This window comes from Arthrobacter sp. NPDC093128, assembly GCF_040683875.1.
Lineage (GTDB): Bacteria > Actinomycetota > Actinomycetes > Actinomycetales > Micrococcaceae > Arthrobacter.
Window position 1 is genome coordinate 14748 of sequence record NZ_JBFBEY010000006.1, and the last position, 15763, is coordinate 30510.

Consider the following 15763-nt stretch of genomic DNA (forward strand, 5'->3'; position numbering starts at 1 on the left):
GCCAAGCCCGGGAAAGACCCGGAAATCACTGCCGAAAGTTTTCTGATCCGGCTCCATCACTGATTGACGGGACCGGGGTGCCGGGCTGTTGGTGACGCTCCCCCTGTGGCAGGTGCGCACCCAGCAGGCACAAGGACTAATTTTGCCACATTCGGAGGATTCCGGCGAATCAGGAACCGCCTTGTGGCGGCGGTTGCTCCGGCGGACGTCAGCCTTGGGCGGCCGTGCCCTCTCCGCCTGCCTCCGGGCGGAGCCGCAGGCGGCCGTCGACGACGTCGTACCCGAGGTCCCCGAGCGCGGTGCGGTCCGCGCGCGGCAGCTTTCCGGCGTCGAACACCTCGAGCAGGTCCGGCCGCCTTTCGGCGGTGCGCCGGTACTGCTCGTGGCGCCTCCACTGGGCAATTTTGCCGTGGTTGCCGCTCAGCAACACGGGCGGAACGTCGCGGTCCCGCCAGCTGGAGGGCTTGGTGTACACCGGGTATTCCAGGAGACCGTCAGAGTGGGATTCCTCGACCAGGGACTCCGGATTGCCGACAACGCCGGGAAGGAGCCGCACGATGGCCTCGGTCATGGCCAGGACCGCCACTTCGCCGCCGTTAAGGACGTAGTCCCCCAGGCTCAGGGGCCGGACAGTGAAGTGCTCATCCGCCCACTCGATGACCCGCTCGTCGATGCCCTCGTACCGGCCGCAGGCGAAAACCAGCTGTTCTTCCTCCGCGAGCTCGTGTGCCAGCGCCTGGGTGAACCGTTCGCCCGCGGGTGACGGGACGATCAGCACCGGCTTACGGGAGGGGTCGTGGTCCCCGGCCGCAGCCACCGAGGTCAGCGCCTGTGCCCACGGTTCAGCCTTCATCACCATGCCGGCGCCGCCGCCGTACGGGGTGTCGTCCACCGTCCGGTGCTTGTCCGTGGTGAACTCCCGGAGGTCGTGGACGTTAAGGTCCAGCAGGCCGTCCTGGCGCGCCTTCCCGATCAGGGAAAGTTCCAGGGGCGCGAGGTACTCGGGGAAGATGCTGACGACGTCGATCCTCATTTATGCGTTGTCTCCGGCCTCAGCCTTGCCCGATCCGGTGTCGCCGGCCTCCGTCGTTTCGCCGGACTCATCAGCGTTGATGTCGAAGAGCCCGGGCGGCGGGGTGACCAGGATGTACTTTTCGCCGACGTTGACCTCGGGCACGATCTCTTCCACGAAAGGAATCAGGATCTCTTTCCCGTCGGTTGCTTCCACGACGATGAGGTCCTGGACCGGAAGCGTGTGCAGCCCGGAAACCTTGCCCACAACGGCGTCGCCCACCCGGACCTCGAGGCCGACGAGCTCGTGCTCGTACCAGCCCTCGTCGTCGTCTTCGTCAAGCTCTTCCGTCTCGATGAACAGTTTCGCGCCGCGCAGGGCTTCGGCCTGGTTGCGGGTCTCGATGCCTTCAAAACCCAGCAGCAGAATGTCCTTGTTCCAGCGGGCACTGTCCACGGTCAGCGTTCCCACCGACGCGGGCTCAACCACGAATTCCGTGCCTGGAACGAAGCGGTCCTCCGGCGCGTCGGTCAGGACCTGGACGGTCACTTCGCCGCGGATGCCGTGCGGTTTGCCGATTCGTGCCACCTGAAGCTGCATCTGTTCCTCTGTTCCGGGAGTCGTTCTGTTCGGGTTCTGCTGGGCGCGCCTACTGCGGCGCCGGGTCTTGCTGAAAACAGTCCGGCCCCTCCACCATGATCTGGTGAAGGGGCCGGACTTGAGACAAATATTGCGAGGCGATTACCGGCGGCGGTCTGTGTCGACGACGTCGACCCTGACCTGTTCGCCGCCGGCCAGCGCCGCCACGACGGTGCGCAATGCGCGTGCCGTGCGGCCCTGACGACCGATCACCCGTCCGAGGTCGTCCTGGTGAACGCGCACCTCGAGGGTGTCCCCGCGGCGGTTGTTCTTCGCACTGACCTTGACGTCCTCAGGACTGTCAACGATCCCGCGGACTAGGTGTTCGAGCGCTTCTGCCAGCAATTTACTCAGCCTCGGTGGTCTCTGCTGCTGCGTCGGCGGGGGCCTCGGCGGCGTCGTCCTTCTTGGCCTTCTTGGTGATGGCTTCCGGGATGATCACGGAACCCTTTTCCGGCGTAACGAAGGCAGCCTTGGGGGCCTTGGTCTTCAAGGTGCCCTCCTGGCCGGGGAGACCCTTGAACTTCTGCCAGTCACCGGTGATCTTGAGGATCGCGGCGACCTGCTCGGACGGCTGTGCGCCGACGCCGAGCCAGTACTGGGCACGGTCCGTGTCGACCTCGATGTACGAGGGCTCTTCGGTCGGGTGGTACTTGCCGATTTCTTCGATGGCACGGCCATCACGCTTGGAGCGTGCGTCCATGACGACGATGCGGTAGTACGGTGCGCGCATCTTACCGAAGCGCTTAAGGCGAATCTTTACGGCCACTTTTGTGGTCACTCCTGTTTCTGAAACGGGGTCGAGCCCGGCGTTCTGCACCCGTGGGGCGGGCCGTACTAGGGGGTTCTAAAAGGACAGGATCCGGACGCGGAGAGAGGGGCCACGCAGATCGAGTACCTGTTCATTGTGCCAGATCAACGCCGGGATTTCGACTTGACACCCAGCGGCCCGGTCAGGACGACCAGACGTACAGCCCGGTTCGGGCATTGGGGTCCACACTGCCGGCGAGCTGGGCCAGCCTCTGGACATAGCCGCGGGCCTCCTCGGACCCGAAGGGCATGTCCTCCTCCGCCGCCCACCTGGCCGCCACATCCTCCAGAATGTTGCCCTCGCCCTCGGTCTCATAGCTGAGGAGTTCCGCGAGTGCGCGGACCATGGCCGCCGGCACGCCCAGCAGTGAATCGCTGGCCACATCCACCATGGCAAGTTCGTAGTCCGCGCCCGCCGCGTGCACAGCTGTGCCGGCCAGGTCGCCGAGCTGTTCAATTTCAAAATCGCTGATGTCCGGAATCCGGAGCGCCTCCGGAGCCGCAGGTCCCCCGCCGTCGAGTACCCCCGCGCGCTTGAGGGCCTCATCGTGGGTGGAAACAAAGATTTCGGTGAAACCCATGGAAATCATCCTCATTCCGTCGGCGGTGTGATGGTCCTGACGGGCAGCTTTGCGGCTGCCCGGGGCCTTCCGGGTTCAGCCTAACCCAGATGGACGTGCTGGTCAGCGCACCCTTAGCGGACCGCGACGCGGATCCGGTTGCGCCACGGATCCTCGAACCGCAACTCCGCCCCCGTGTGGTGGGACTGGACGCCGGCCACCCGCAAACGGTCAGCGAGCGCACCGACGTCGTCCCCCTCGGGAACTTCGATCAGGACTTCACCCAGGCCCAGCGTGTCCTGCCGCGGCCCTGCGCCCCTGCTGTTCCAGACGTTCATGGCCATGTGGTGGTGGTAGCCGCCGGCCGAGACGAAGAGGGCCTGCCCGTGCCATCCTGCGGTTTTCTCGAAACCAAGCGTGCCCACATAGAAGTCGTGCGCTGATTGCACATCGCCGACTTGGAGGTGGACGTGCCCGACGCCGGCCCGCGTCTCCCGCTGACCGCTCACCGCCTCCTCGGTCAGGTGTTCCTGCAGGAACCTCTGCGGCGGCAGGGCAAGGCTATCCATGACCACGTTGCTGCCCTCCCAGGCCCAGGCCTCACGCGGGCGGTCCCAGTAGAGCTCGATGCCGTTGCCCTCCGGGTCGCTGAAGTAGAAGGCCTCGCTGACAAGGTGGTCCGCGCTGCCCGTGAACAGCCCCGGTTCATACCGGGCTGCGGAGGCCACCGTGGCCGCGAGCGACGCCCGGTCCTCGAACAACAGCGCCGTATGGAACAGTCCGGCCTCACCCCGGGCGGGAAGGTTCAGTCCGGGGGCCGACGCCAGGTGGACCAAGGGCCTTCCGCTCCGGCCAAGGTACACGCCGCCATCCTGCTCGGCCACCGGCTCCAGCCCGAGCGCCCGCTGGTAATAGTCCGTCATCAGCTTCATGTTCCCCACCTTGAGCATCACCGTGCCCATGGCGAGATCTGCGGGCAGCAGGTCCTTGCTGCTGGATTCTGTGGTCATGGCAACTCCAAACTCGCGAAACTCAGCCACCGGCGTCCGGCGACGATTACATAGAGTTGAATTACTTGAAGCTTCAATTTATTCCTAGCGGAGCTGAGTGCCCCGAAGCACGATGTGTTTGAGATCCCGCAGCGTCGCCGGACTCGTCCGGGGGTCCTGTGCGCACAGCACGACGTCGGCACTGGCACCTTCCGCAATGCCGTCAGCCCCCAGCCATTCCCGCGCTGCCCAGGACGCCGCGTCCAGCGCCGCTTCTGCCGGCAGGCCGGCGGCGTGCAGCGCGTGGATCTCGTCCACGATCCGTCCGTGGCCGATGACGCTGCCCGCATCGGTCCCGGCGTAGATCGGCACGCCCGCTTCGTAGGCTTCCAGGATCCGCTCGTTCCGCCGCTGCCACAGCGACCGCATGTGCGCCGCGTAGCGCGGAAACTTCGCTTCGGCCCGGTCAGCGATCTCCGGAAAGGTCGCAATATTGATGAGCGTGGGAACAATCGGGACGCGCTGTTCCACGAACCGGGGCAGGTGCCGCGGGAGAAGGCCGGTTCCGTGTTCGATGCAGTCGATGCCGGCGTCGAGCATGTCATCCAGCGTGTCCTCGGCGAAACAGTGCGCGGTCACCCTGGCCCCTTCATCGTGGGCGGCGCGGACAGCGTCCCGCACCACGGCGGCGGGAAACGACGGCGCGAGGTCGCCGGCGCCCCGGTCGATCCAGTCCCCCACCAGCTTGACCCAGCCGTCGCCCGCGAGTGCCTGCTTCCGCACTGCCTCGACCAGGCCGTCCGGCTCAACCTCGACGGCGAATCCCCGCAGGTAGCGGCTCGTCCTGGCAACATGCCGGCCGGCCCGGATGATCCTGGGCAGCTCGCGGCGGTGCTGGAGCCAGCGCGTGTCGTGCACGGCGCCGGCGTCGCGGACCAGCAGGGTACCGGCGTTCCGGTCCGTCATGGCCTGCTCTTCGGCCAGGGACTCGGTAACGTCCCCGGCGGGTCCGAGTCCGATGTGGCAGTGCGCATCCACCAGGCCCGGCAGGACCCAGCCGTCCAGCACAACATCGGCGGGAACGGCCGGCTGCTTGAACGTCAGCCTGCCGTCGACAGCCCAAAGGCCGTGCTGTTCCTGGTTCGGGGCGGTGAGCACGGTCCCGCTGAATTCGATGATGCCAGCCATGGTTCAAGCCTAGTCCGGCGGGCTGCCGCCGCCGGACTTGAACGCCATGTGACAAGGGCACGGCCCCTGCCCTGTGGTAACTTCGTTTACGACCACACGGGTGCCCTTGCAGGGGCTGAGATCGGGCTGACGCGGCCTGCGACCGTTGAACCTGTCCGGGTAATGCCGGCGAAGGAAGTGAGTATTCCGTGAATACACAAGAAACACAGCTGATCCCTGCCCAAAACAACACCGACTCCGACAAGCCGGGCACGATTGAAACGCAGTCGCTGAAGTCCCATTCGTTGGCGTTCATCGCCGACGAGGCCACCGGGATCAAGGTGCCGGTGACCGAAATTGCCCTGGAGGACTCTCCGGGCGGCGCTGCCAACCCCCCGTTCCTGGTGTACCGGACAGCGGGACCCGGAAGCGATCCCGTGGTGGGCCTGGAACCGTTCAGGACCCGGTGGATCGAATCGCGGGCCGACACCGAGCCCTACAGCGGCCGGGAACGGAACCTGCTCGACGACGGCAAGTCGGCAGTGCGCCGCGGCGCCGCCTCCGCGGAGTGGAAGGGCGCGCAGCCCGTGCCCCGCCGCGCCGTCGAGGGCAAGACTGTCACACAGATGCATTACGCACGGCAGGGTGTAGTGACGCCCGAGATGCAGTTCGTTGCCCTCCGCGAGAACTGCGACGTGGAGCTGGTCCGCAGCGAAGTGGCTGCCGGACGCGCCATCATCCCCAACAACATCAACCACCCGGAATCCGAACCGATGATCATCGGCAAGGCCTTCCTTGTCAAGATCAATGCCAACATCGGCAACTCGGCGGTTACCAGCTCCATTGCCGAGGAAGTGGACAAACTGCAGTGGGCCACCCAGTGGGGCGCCGACACGGTGATGGACCTGTCCACCGGCGACGACATCCACACCACCCGGGAATGGCTCATCCGCAACTCCCCGGTCCCGATCGGCACGGTACCGATCTACCAGGCCCTGGAGAAGGTCAACGGCGAGGCCAACGCCCTCACCTGGGAGATCTTCCGGGACACCGTGATCGAGCAGTGCGAACAGGGCGTGGACTACATGACCATCCACGCCGGGGTGCTGCTCCGCTATGTTCCGCTCACGGTCAAGCGGGTCACCGGAATCGTGTCCCGGGGCGGCGCCATCATGGCCGGGTGGTGCCTGGCGCATCACCAGGAAAACTTCCTGTACACCCACTTCGACGAGCTGTGCGAAATTTTCGCCAAGTACGACGTCGCGTTCTCGCTGGGCGACGGACTGCGGCCGGGTGCGACGGCGGACGCGAACGACGCCGCCCAGTTCGCCGAGCTGGACACCCTGGCCGAGCTGACGCAGCGCGCCTGGGAGTTCGACGTGCAGGTGATGGTGGAGGGCCCCGGCCACGTGCCGTTCCACCTGGTCCGCGAGAACGTGGAGCGCCAGCAGGAACTGTGCAAGGGCGCCCCGTTCTATACCCTCGGGCCCCTGGTTACGGACATAGCCCCGGGCTACGACCACATCACCTCGGCCATCGGCGCCACGGAAATCGCCCGCTACGGCACGGCCATGCTCTGCTATGTAACGCCCAAGGAGCACCTCGGCCTGCCGAACAAGGACGATGTCAAAACCGGTGTGATCACCTACAAGATCGCCGCCCATGCCGCCGACCTCGCCAAGGGCCACCCCGGCGCGCATGAACGTGACGACGCGCTGTCCAAGGCCCGGTTCGAATTCCGCTGGCGGGACCAGTTTGCCCTGTCGCTGGACCCGGTCACCGCGGAAGCGTTCCATGACGAGACGCTGCCTGCCGAACCGGCGAAGACTGCCCATTTCTGTTCGATGTGCGGCCCCAAGTTCTGCTCGATGCGCATCAGCCAGGACATCAGGGACGAATACGGTTCGGCCGAGGCCCAGACGGCCCTCGCCGAGATGGCTGCCGGCATGCGGGAGAAGAGCAACGAATTCCTGGCCGCGGGCGGCAAGGTCTACCTGCCGGAGCTGAGCGTTCCGGTTCCGGGCCGCTAACGTCCAAAATCCCCGTCCGGCCGGCCATTGGGGGCCGGCCGGCCGGGCCCGCCCGGGGCCGCAGGTGAGGGATCCGCTAAGACGCCTGTGAGTGCTGACGCCGGCTGACCTCTGCGATGAACGACCGGATGAACCGGTCGCCCTCCACCGAATCCTGGGGCCGGTGTCCGCCCGCGGCAACGCGGTGCAGGGCACCGGTTTCGCGCAGGTAGCCGGCGATTTCCTCATAAAGCGGTTCCCAGCCTCCGGTGAGGACCAGGGTGGGAACTCCCGGCACGATCTGAAGCGGAGCCTCCCACGGAGGTGCCTGCAGCCGGAGCCGGCGGGCGGCACTCCGCGCCTCCGGCGTCGCCGGGTTGTCGCTGTGCACGGAAAACGCCCGCCGGACGAACTCCCGCTGGAAGTCATCGTCTCCAAGCTGGTGCCGCACATCAAACAGCGGCTGCATCAGGGCGCGGTGTGCGGAGGTCGCCGGCAGTTCGGCGGTCAGGGACAGGCAGGCGGGCTCCACGAGGGTGAGTGAATGCACCAGGGCCGGTTGTTCAACGGCCGCCATCATGGCCGCAATGGCACCCTGGGAATGCGCCACAACATGCCCGCCGGCAGCGCCCCGGCCCTCGTCCGCCAAAGCACCCAGAACAATGTCGGCGTCGGCCTGGAAGTCCGATTCGAGGGGTTCCGCGGCAGCGTCAAAGCCATGGCGGCGAAGGAACAGAGCGTCGTAGGCCAAGGCCATGCCGTGCTGCTTGGGCCACGCGGCGGACCCGAAGGCCCCCGAACCGTGGACGAACACTACGCGCTGCTTAAACATGGACCAACCCTATGGCAATCGCCGGACATTCCGGCCAGCAGACACCGGAGTTGCCCGTGCGGGTGACTTCGCCGCCAGGAACTACTTGCTCCCGCCGAGGAACTTGTCGAAGCCCTTGGGCAGGTTGAGCTGTGACGGATCAAAGTCCGCTCCCTGCTGGCCGAACGCGGCGCCGCTGGGAAGTGCCTTCCCGGCATTCGCGCGCCGGGCCTCGGCGTCGCGGAGTTCCTGGGCCGCCTTGGCCGGGTTCCCGGACTTGGCCTTCTTCTTGGGCGCGCTCTTGACACCCTTGCGGGCACCTCCGCCGCCGCCCATGCCAGGCATTCCGGGCATCCCGGGCATCCCGCCGCCGGCTGCCATCTTCTTCATCATCTTCTGCGCCTGGGCAAACCGCTCCAGCAGGCCGTTGACGTCCGAGACATGCATGCCCGAGCCCTTGGCGATGCGCGCCCGGCGTGAACCGTTGATGATCTTGGGGGCAACGCGTTCGTGCGGGGTCATCGAACGGACAATCGCTTCCACCCGGTCGATTTCGCGTTCGTCGAACTGCTCAAGCTGCTGGCGGATGTTCTGCGCACCCGGCATCATCATGAGCATTTTCTTCATGGAGCCCATGTTGCGGATCTGCTGCATCTGGGCCAGGAAGTCGTCGAGCGTGAAGTCCTCCTGGTCGGCGAATTTCTTCGCCATCCGGGCGGCTTCGTCCTTGTCCCAGGACTTTTCGGCCTGTTCGATCAGGGTGAGGACGTCACCCATGTCGAGGATGCGGGACGCCATGCGGTCCGGGTGGAACAGCTCAAAGTCGTCCACGCCTTCACCGGTCGAGGCGAACATGACGGGTTTGCCGGTGACCGACGCGACGGACAGGGCGGCACCGCCGCGGGCGTCGCCGTCAAGCTTGGAAAGCACGATGCCGGTGAAGTTGACACCCTCATCGAAGGCGAGCGCCGTGTTGACCGCGTCCTGGCCGATCATGGAGTCGATGACGAAGAGCACTTCGTTCGGGACGATGGCCCGGCGGATCTGGCGTGCCTGCTCCATCATTTCGGCGTCCACGCCGAGCCGTCCCGCAGTGTCCACGATGACGACGTCGTGCAGCTTCTGGCGCGCTTCTTCAACGCCGGCGCGGGCGACCGCGACGGGGTCGCCGGCCGGGTGATCCAGCTCGGTGGAGGTGGCGCCCGGGTGGGGTGCGAAAACCGGAACCCCGGCGCGCTTGCCCACCACCTGGAGCTGGGTGACGGCGTTCGGCCGCTGAAGGTCGCAGGCAACCAGGATGGGGCTGTGGCCCTGGGACTTCAGCCATTTGGAGAGCTTGCCGGCAAGGGTGGTCTTGCCGGCGCCCTGGAGGCCGGCAAGCATGATGACGGTGGGGCCGGTCTTGGCCAGGCGGATGCGCCGGGTTTCGCCGCCCAGGATCTCAACCAGTTCCTCGTTGACGATCTTGACGATCTGCTGGCTGGGGTTCAATGCACCGGAAACCTCGGCGCCGAGGGCACGTTCACGCACGCGTCCCGTAAATTCCCGCACCACGGACACGGCAACGTCAGCGTCCAGCAGGGCCCGCCGGATCTCGCGGACGGTGGCATCAACGTCCGCCTCGGTGAGGCGGCCCTTGCCACGGAGATTCTTGAAGGTTGCTGTCAACCGGTCAGAGAGTGAATTGAACACGCGCCGTGCACTTCTTTCAGTGGATCTACAGCTGGCGGCCGGTGCGGCTCGCCAGAGTCGTGACTGTTGTTGGCCTGGACCAACTGCCTCGACAACGGGACTCGACTATCTAGGGTACCAAGACAGCCCTTCAAGATGGCATGCTGGCAGGATGGCCAGCCAAACAACTGTAAAAACCCTGCTCATCCTGGGTGCGTCCGGGGACCTCACCGGCAGGCTGCTGCTGCCGGGACTGGCCCGGCTGGCCGCCAAAGGGCGGGCAGCCGGGCTCGCGCTCGTGGGGGCCGGCTCGGATCCGTGGACGCCGGAACAGTGGCTTGAGCGTGTGGAGTCGTCCTTCGCCGATTCGAACTCGCAGGCAGACGCTGCGGGCAAGCGGGAGCTCAAGCGGATCGCCGGAACAACCGCTTACCACCAACTTGACGTGACGGCGGGCGGGGAACTCGCCGCCCTGATGTCCGGCCTTGAGGCTCCGGTGGCCGTCTACTTCGCGCTTCCGCCCCACGTCAGCCAGAAGGCGTGCGAAGTGCTCGCCCCCGGGGATGTTCCGGCAGGCACGCGGCTCGTGATGGAAAAGCCGTTCGGGTCCAGTGAGGATTCAGCCCGCCATCTCAATGAGACCCTGGCGGCGCTGGTCCCGGAGGACCACATCCACCGGGTGGACCACTTCCTGGGCAAAGCGACGGTGCTCAACATCCTGGGCCTCCGCTTCGCGAACACATTCCTGGAACCGGTCTGGAACCGGGACTACATCGAAAAGGTGGAGGTCATCTTTGATGAGGACCTGGCCTTGGAAGGGCGCGCCCGCTACTACGACGCCGCCGGGGCGCTCCGGGACATGATCCAGAGCCACCTGCTCCAGATCATGGCCCTGATGGCCATTGAGCCGCCCGCTTCCGTTGGCGAGCGCGATCTCCGGGATGCGGTGGCCACCCTCCTGCGCGCCAGCAGCATCAAGGCGCCCTACCGCTCAAGCACCCGCCGCGCCCGGTACACGGCAGGATCCATTGACGGGCGGCAAGTGCCGGACTACGCCAGGGAGGAAGGCGTGGACGCGTCCAGGAACACCGAGACGCTGGCCGAGGTGCAGGTGGACATCGACAACTGGCGCTGGCAGGGCGTCCCCTTCATCCTCCGTTCCGGCAAGGCGCTCGGGGCAAAACGCAAGGAAGCCGTGGTCACCTTCAAGCCGGTGCCCCATCTGCCCAGGGGTTTCACCGGCGTTGACTCGCCCAATCAGCTCAGGATCGGGTTCGGACCGGACACCCTGCAGTTCGACGTCGACGTGAACGGCCCCGGCAACGTCCTCAGCCTTGACCGGACCACACTCAACGCCGAACTCAGCGCTTCCGAGCTGCTCCCCTACGGTGAGGTGCTCGAGGGTGTCCTCACCGGCGATCCGCTGCTGTCGGTGCGGGCGGACACCGCCGAGGACTGCTGGCGGATCGTTGAGCCGGTGCTCAAGGCATGGAGCCGCGGCAGTGTTCCGCTGGAGGAATACCCCGCCGGAACCTCGGGACCGGAAAACTGGCCTGTCTAGGCCTTCCGCAACGCAAACGGGGGCCTTCCGCAACAAGAGCGGGCCCGGCGCCTTTTCAGGTGCCGGGCCCGCTCTTTGCCGAAAGGCTTGGGCTGGCCGTGTGCTAGATGGCGGCCGAGCCGCGTTCTCCCGTGCGTACCCTTACAGCTTCAAAAACATCCACCGTCCAGACCTTGCCGTCTCCGGCACGGCCTGTGTTGGAGCTGGCGATGATGACATCCAGGATGTCGTCCGCCTGTTCGTCCGTGGCCAGTACCTCGACGCGGATCTTAGGAAGCAGGTCCACGTTGTACTCAGCCCCGCGGTACACCTCCGTGTATCCGCGCTGCCTGCCGTATCCGCTGGCGGCGCTGACCGTAAGGCCCTGCACACCATAGGATTCGAGCCCCTCCCGGATGGAGTCGAGCTTTTCCGGCCGAACGATTGCTGTGATCAGTTTCATGCCCCCACACTTTCCTTGCCTGATGCTGCGTCAGTCTTCTTGCCGTCTTCCGAGACCGGAGCCGGCTCGTCGCCCTGCCTGCCGGTGATCAGTTCATGCAGCGGCTGGAAGCTCCCGCCGTGGCCGCCGACGCCGAATTCGTAGGCGGTTTCTGCGTGCAGGCTCAGGTCCACGCCCACAACTTCCTGCTCCTGGGAAACCCGGAAGCCCATGGTCTTGTGGATCGGGAAGGCGATGATGGCGGTCATGACCGCGGTGAAGATGATGGACATAAGTGCCGCCAGAGCCTGGGCAACGAGCTGGCTGGTTCCTCCGCCGTAGAAGAGACCTGCCTGGCCCTGGGTCGGGGTTGCGAGGAAGCCGATGGCTACGGTGCCGACGACGCCGGAGACCAGGTGGACGCCGACGACGTCGAGGGAGTCATCGTAGCCGAGCTTGAACTTCAGCCCGACTGCCAGTGCGGAAGCAACACCTGCGACTACGCCGAGGGCGATGGCACCGATCGGGGAGACATTGGCACAGGCCGGGGTGATGGCCACCAGGCCTGCCACGACACCCGACGCGGCACCGAGTGACGTCGGGTGACCGTCGCGGAAGCGCTCCACGGCCAGCCAACCGAGCATTGCGGCCGCGGGGGCGGCGAGGGTGTTGATCCAGATCAGACCGGCCTGCTCAACGGTGGCAGCGGCACCGGCGTTGAAGCCGAACCAGCCGAACCAGAGGATTGCGGCGCCCAGCATAACGAACGGGATGTTGTGCGGGCGGTGGTTCGGGTCCTTGCCGAAGCCCTTGCGATTGCCAATGATCAGTACCAGGATCAGGCCGGCCACGCCGGCGTTGATGTGCACCACGGTGCCGCCGGCGAAGTCGATCACCGGAGCGAACGTCTGGCCGAACCAGCCGTCCTTGGAGAAGAGCCCGCCGCCCCAGACCATGAAGGCCATCGGCGCGTAAACGAGTGTGGCCCAGATGGGGGTGAAGATAACCCAGGCCGAGAACTTTGCGCGGTCGGCGACCGCCCCGGAGATCAGGGCCACGGTGATGATGGCGAAGGTGGCGGCATAGCCTACCTTGAGCAGATCCGCGGGGTCGGTGAAGTTGTGCAGCCCGAAGTGGCTGAATGGGTTTGCGAAGATCTGGTAGAAATTGTCTTCGTTGCTCGTAGCCATGGAGGCGCCCCACAGGACCCACATGATGCCGACGGTTCCAATGGCGACGAAGCTCATCATCATCATGTTCAGAGCCGATTTGGCGCGAGTCATGCCGCCGTAGAAGAATGCCAGGCCCGGGGTCATGAACAACACGAGTGCTGAAGCGACCAGGAGCCAAACGAGACCTGCGGTGAGTTCCATGGTCTACGTCCTCTCTTGCTTTATTGTGCGGACTTGTCCGCCTGTCCCAACGCCGTTTGCGTTCTCATTAGAGTTTCGTCGGGCTGTGTTTCGCCGGCGAGGGAATTAGATGTCCGGGTTGTTACAAGAATCTCCCGGAAGTAAATGGTGTATCTCTTCCTTGTTACGGTTATGTTTCAGCAGTCACAAACCGCACTCCCACAGCACCCCGCAAGGACACCTGCACCATGATCGATCGTTTCCGCCCTGGCAAGGCAGTGCCCCACCCGGATGGCGGTCAAACCGGCCGTCCGGACGGGGCAGGACAGCCCGGCGGCACCCGGCTCCCGCGTGACATCAAGGTGATGCTCGCCGCGGCGTTCCTGATTGCGCTCGGTTTCGGACTCGTGGCGCCGGTGTTGCCCCAGTTCGCCACCACGTTCGACGTCGGGGCCACTGCCGCCGCCGTGATTGTGAGTATTTTTGCGTTCATGCGGCTGCTGTTCGCACCAGCCGGCGGTGCCCTGATCGTGAGGCTGGGCGAACGGCCCGTCTATGTGGCCGGACTGCTGATAGTGGCGGCCTCAACCGCGGCGTGCGCGTTCGCCCAGGACTATTGGCAGCTGCTCATCTTCCGGGGCCTCGGCGGCGCGGGTTCGGTGATGTTCACGGTGGCTTCGATGGCCCTGGTGGTGCGGCTTGCGCCGGCGGAGAGCCGCGGCCGGGTTTCCGGCGCGTATGCATCCGCTTTCCTGATCGGCAATGTCTGCGGACCCATTGTGGGCGGCCTCCTTGCCGGCTTCGGTCTTCGCATTCCGTTCCTGGCGTATGCGGCCGCGCTGGTCCTGGCGGCGCTGGTGGTGCAGACCCAGCTCAGCCACGTCCCCGGTAAATCACGCAAGGACGGCGGACTGGAGCAGGCGATGAGCCTGGGTGAGGCTCTGCATGACAGCGCCTACCGGGCAGGCCTTTTCTCCAGCTTCGCCAACGGCTGGGCAACCTTCGGTGTGCGCATGGCAACTGTTCCGCTGTTCGCCGTTGCGGCTCTGGGTGCCGGACCCGCGGCGGCGGGGTGGGCCCTGGCCGTCTTTGCCGGGGGCAACGCCGCAGCGCTCACGGTCTCGGGGAAACTCGCGGACAGCCTCGGCCGGAAGCCCATGATGATTGCCGGGCTGGTCCTCACCGGAGTGGCTACAGCGGGCATCGGGCTGACCCACGACATGCCCTGGTTCCTGGCGGCCTCCGCCGTCGCGGGAATTGGTTCGGGGCTGCTGGGACCTGCCCAGCAGGCGGCCATTGCCGATGTGATCGGCAATGGCCGTTCCGGCGGCCGGGTGCTGGCCGTTTTCCAGATGATGTCCGACGCCGGCGCCATCATCGGCCCGGTTCTCGCCGGGCTCCTCGCCGACCGGCTCGGCTACGGCTGGGCGTTCGGCGTCACCGGCGGAGTGCTGATCATCGCTGCCGCCGGCTGGCTGTTCGCCCGTGAGACGTTCCGGCGAACCGCCCTGAGCGACGCGTCAACGAACTAGTTCAGCAGCGCGTCCACAAAGCTCTCGACTTCGAACGGGGCAAGGTCGTCCGCGCCTTCACCCAGACCGATCAGTTTGACCGGGACGCCGAGCGACTTCTGGATGGCCACCACGATGCCACCCTTGGCCGTGCCATCCAGCTTTGTGAGGACGATGCCGGTGATGTTGACCACCTCAGAGAACACCCGGGCCTGGTTCAGGCCGTTTTGTCCGGTAGTGGCGTCAAGCACCAGCAGGACCTCGTCCACCTCGGCCAGCTTCTCGATGACACGCTTGACCTTGCTGAGTTCGTCCATGAGGCCCACTTTGTTCTGGAGCCGGCCGGCGGTGTCGATCATGACAACATCGACTTCCTGGTCGATGCCTGCCTTGACCGCTTCATAGGCAACGGAGGCGGGATCGGCGCCGTCGACGTCGGACTTGACGGTGGGCACGCCCACCCGCTGGCCCCATGTGGCGAGCTGTTCGGCGGCGGCCGCACGGAAGGTGTCCGCCGCGCCCAGCAGGACGTCCTTGTCCTCGGCCACAAGGACGCGGGCGAGCTTGCCTACGGTCGTGGTCTTGCCGACACCGTTCACGCCCACCACCATCATGACGGAGGGAGTGTCGGCGTGGCGCTCCGTGCGGAGGCTGCGGTCCATGGTCGGGTCCACAAGCTTGATCAGCTCTTCGCGAAGCAGGGCTTTGACGTGCTCGGGGGTCCGTGTTCCCAGCACCTTGACGCGCTCCCGGAGGGCATCGACCAACTGCATGGTCGGTTCGGTGCCAAGATCGGCGAGCAGGAGGGTTTCCTCGACTTCGTCCCAGACGTCTTCATCAATCTTGTCGCTGGACAGGAGGGCCAGCAGGCCCTTGCCGAGGATGTTGTTGGACTTGACCAGGCGTTCGCGGAGCCGGGTGAGGCGTCCCGCCACCGGTAGCGGCGTCTCCACCGCAATGACTTCAAGTCCTGCCGCGTCGTCGGGGACCTCGGCCGTTTCCAGGTCTTCGAGGTCGACGGCGTCAGGCGCCTTGCGTTCAGCCGTCACCGCCGGGCGGTCCTCAACCAGCGTTCCGCCCGCGCTGTGCACGGGTTCGACGGGATCGTTGGCGTCGCGGGCCCCCGGGTACTTGGTGATGTTCCGGCGGGTCTTAATGAAGACCGGGATCAGCCCGCCAATGACCACCAGGGCAGCGAGGATGGCAAGAATAATGGGGAGGATGTCATTCACTCCCCTAGCTTCTCACAA

15 protein-coding genes and 1 riboswitch are annotated in these 15763 nt (G+C 65.8%); of the genes, 3 read left to right on the top strand and 12 right to left on the bottom strand.

Annotated elements, in window-relative coordinates; all coding sequences use genetic code 11:
• Window positions 1-208 precede the first annotated feature (208 nt).
• The 7 genes from trmD to AB0N24_RS08675 form a co-directional block, all read right to left on the bottom strand.
• Complete coding sequence (trmD, locus tag AB0N24_RS08645; protein WP_364122893.1) at window positions 209-1033, bottom strand: tRNA (guanosine(37)-N1)-methyltransferase TrmD; 825 nt, start codon at window positions 1031-1033, stop codon at window positions 209-211.
• Window positions 1034-1612, bottom strand: coding sequence for a ribosome maturation factor RimM (gene rimM / locus AB0N24_RS08650; protein WP_364122895.1), 579 nt, complete (start codon window positions 1610-1612; stop codon window positions 1034-1036). It lies immediately after the preceding gene.
• Window positions 1613-1753: 141 nt separating this feature from the next.
• Window positions 1754-1996 carry an RNA-binding protein gene (locus AB0N24_RS08655; RefSeq protein ID WP_011692324.1) on the bottom strand — a complete coding sequence of 81 codons (243 nt, stop codon included), beginning with the start codon at window positions 1994-1996 and terminating at the stop codon, window positions 1754-1756.
• Between the two features lies 1 nt (window position 1997).
• A complete protein-coding gene (gene rpsP / locus AB0N24_RS08660) occupies window positions 1998-2420 on the bottom strand; it encodes a 30S ribosomal protein S16 (protein WP_104175432.1) in 423 nt (140 codons plus the stop codon).
• A 184-nt stretch (window positions 2421-2604) separates the two neighbouring features.
• On the bottom strand, window positions 2605-3042 hold the full coding sequence (locus AB0N24_RS08665; RefSeq protein WP_181038954.1) for a hypothetical protein: 438 nt from the start codon (window positions 3040-3042) through the stop codon (window positions 2605-2607).
• Window positions 3043-3155: 113 nt separating this feature from the next.
• A complete protein-coding gene (locus tag AB0N24_RS08670; RefSeq protein ID WP_364122898.1) occupies window positions 3156-4031 on the bottom strand; it encodes a VOC family protein in 876 nt (291 codons plus the stop codon).
• 84 nt (window positions 4032-4115) lie between these two features.
• A complete protein-coding gene (locus AB0N24_RS08675; RefSeq protein WP_364122900.1) occupies window positions 4116-5198 on the bottom strand; it encodes an amidohydrolase family protein in 1083 nt (360 codons plus the stop codon).
• Window positions 5199-5284: 86 nt separating this feature from the next.
• Window positions 5285-5392, top strand: a riboswitch (TPP riboswitch).
• On the opposite strand from AB0N24_RS08675, the gene thiC reads away from it, so the two are divergent.
• A complete protein-coding gene (gene thiC, locus AB0N24_RS08680; protein WP_364122902.1) occupies window positions 5387-7207 on the top strand; it encodes a phosphomethylpyrimidine synthase ThiC in 1821 nt (606 codons plus the stop codon). Its footprint overlaps the riboswitch before it by 6 nt.
• A 76-nt stretch (window positions 7208-7283) precedes the next feature.
• Here thiC and AB0N24_RS08685 read toward each other — a convergent pair whose 3' ends face one another.
• Window positions 7284-8018, bottom strand: coding sequence for an alpha/beta fold hydrolase (locus tag AB0N24_RS08685; RefSeq protein ID WP_364122904.1), 735 nt, complete (start codon window positions 8016-8018; stop codon window positions 7284-7286).
• Window positions 8019-8099: 81 nt separating this feature from the next.
• Complete coding sequence (ffh, locus tag AB0N24_RS08690) at window positions 8100-9689, bottom strand: signal recognition particle protein (RefSeq protein ID WP_364122906.1); 1590 nt, start codon at window positions 9687-9689, stop codon at window positions 8100-8102.
• A 151-nt stretch (window positions 9690-9840) separates the two neighbouring features.
• On the opposite strand from ffh, the gene AB0N24_RS08695 reads away from it, so the two are divergent.
• Complete coding sequence (locus tag AB0N24_RS08695; protein ID WP_364122908.1) at window positions 9841-11229, top strand: glucose-6-phosphate dehydrogenase; 1389 nt, start codon at window positions 9841-9843, stop codon at window positions 11227-11229.
• 103 nt (window positions 11230-11332) lie between these two features.
• On the opposite strand, the gene AB0N24_RS08700 is transcribed toward AB0N24_RS08695, so the two are convergent.
• The gene (locus tag AB0N24_RS08700) at window positions 11333-11671 is read right to left on the bottom strand and encodes a P-II family nitrogen regulator (protein WP_011692333.1); all 339 of its coding nucleotides are present in this window, start codon (window positions 11669-11671) and stop codon (window positions 11333-11335) included.
• A complete protein-coding gene (locus tag AB0N24_RS08705; protein WP_364122910.1) occupies window positions 11668-13023 on the bottom strand; it encodes an ammonium transporter in 1356 nt (451 codons plus the stop codon). The genes AB0N24_RS08700 and AB0N24_RS08705 overlap by 4 nt, the downstream gene beginning before the upstream one ends.
• 344 nt (window positions 13024-13367) lie before the next feature.
• Here AB0N24_RS08705 and AB0N24_RS08710 point away from each other — a divergent pair, with 344 nt between their 5' ends.
• Window positions 13368-14534: an MFS transporter gene (locus AB0N24_RS08710; RefSeq protein WP_364123218.1), complete on the top strand. Its 1167-nt coding sequence runs from the start codon at window positions 13368-13370 to the stop codon at window positions 14532-14534.
• On the opposite strand, the gene ftsY is transcribed toward AB0N24_RS08710, so the two are convergent.
• Complete coding sequence (ftsY, locus tag AB0N24_RS08715) at window positions 14531-15745, bottom strand: signal recognition particle-docking protein FtsY (protein ID WP_364122912.1); 1215 nt, start codon at window positions 15743-15745, stop codon at window positions 14531-14533. The two genes, AB0N24_RS08710 and ftsY, sit on opposite strands and share 4 nt — an antisense overlap.
• Window positions 15746-15763: the final 18 nt, after the last annotated feature.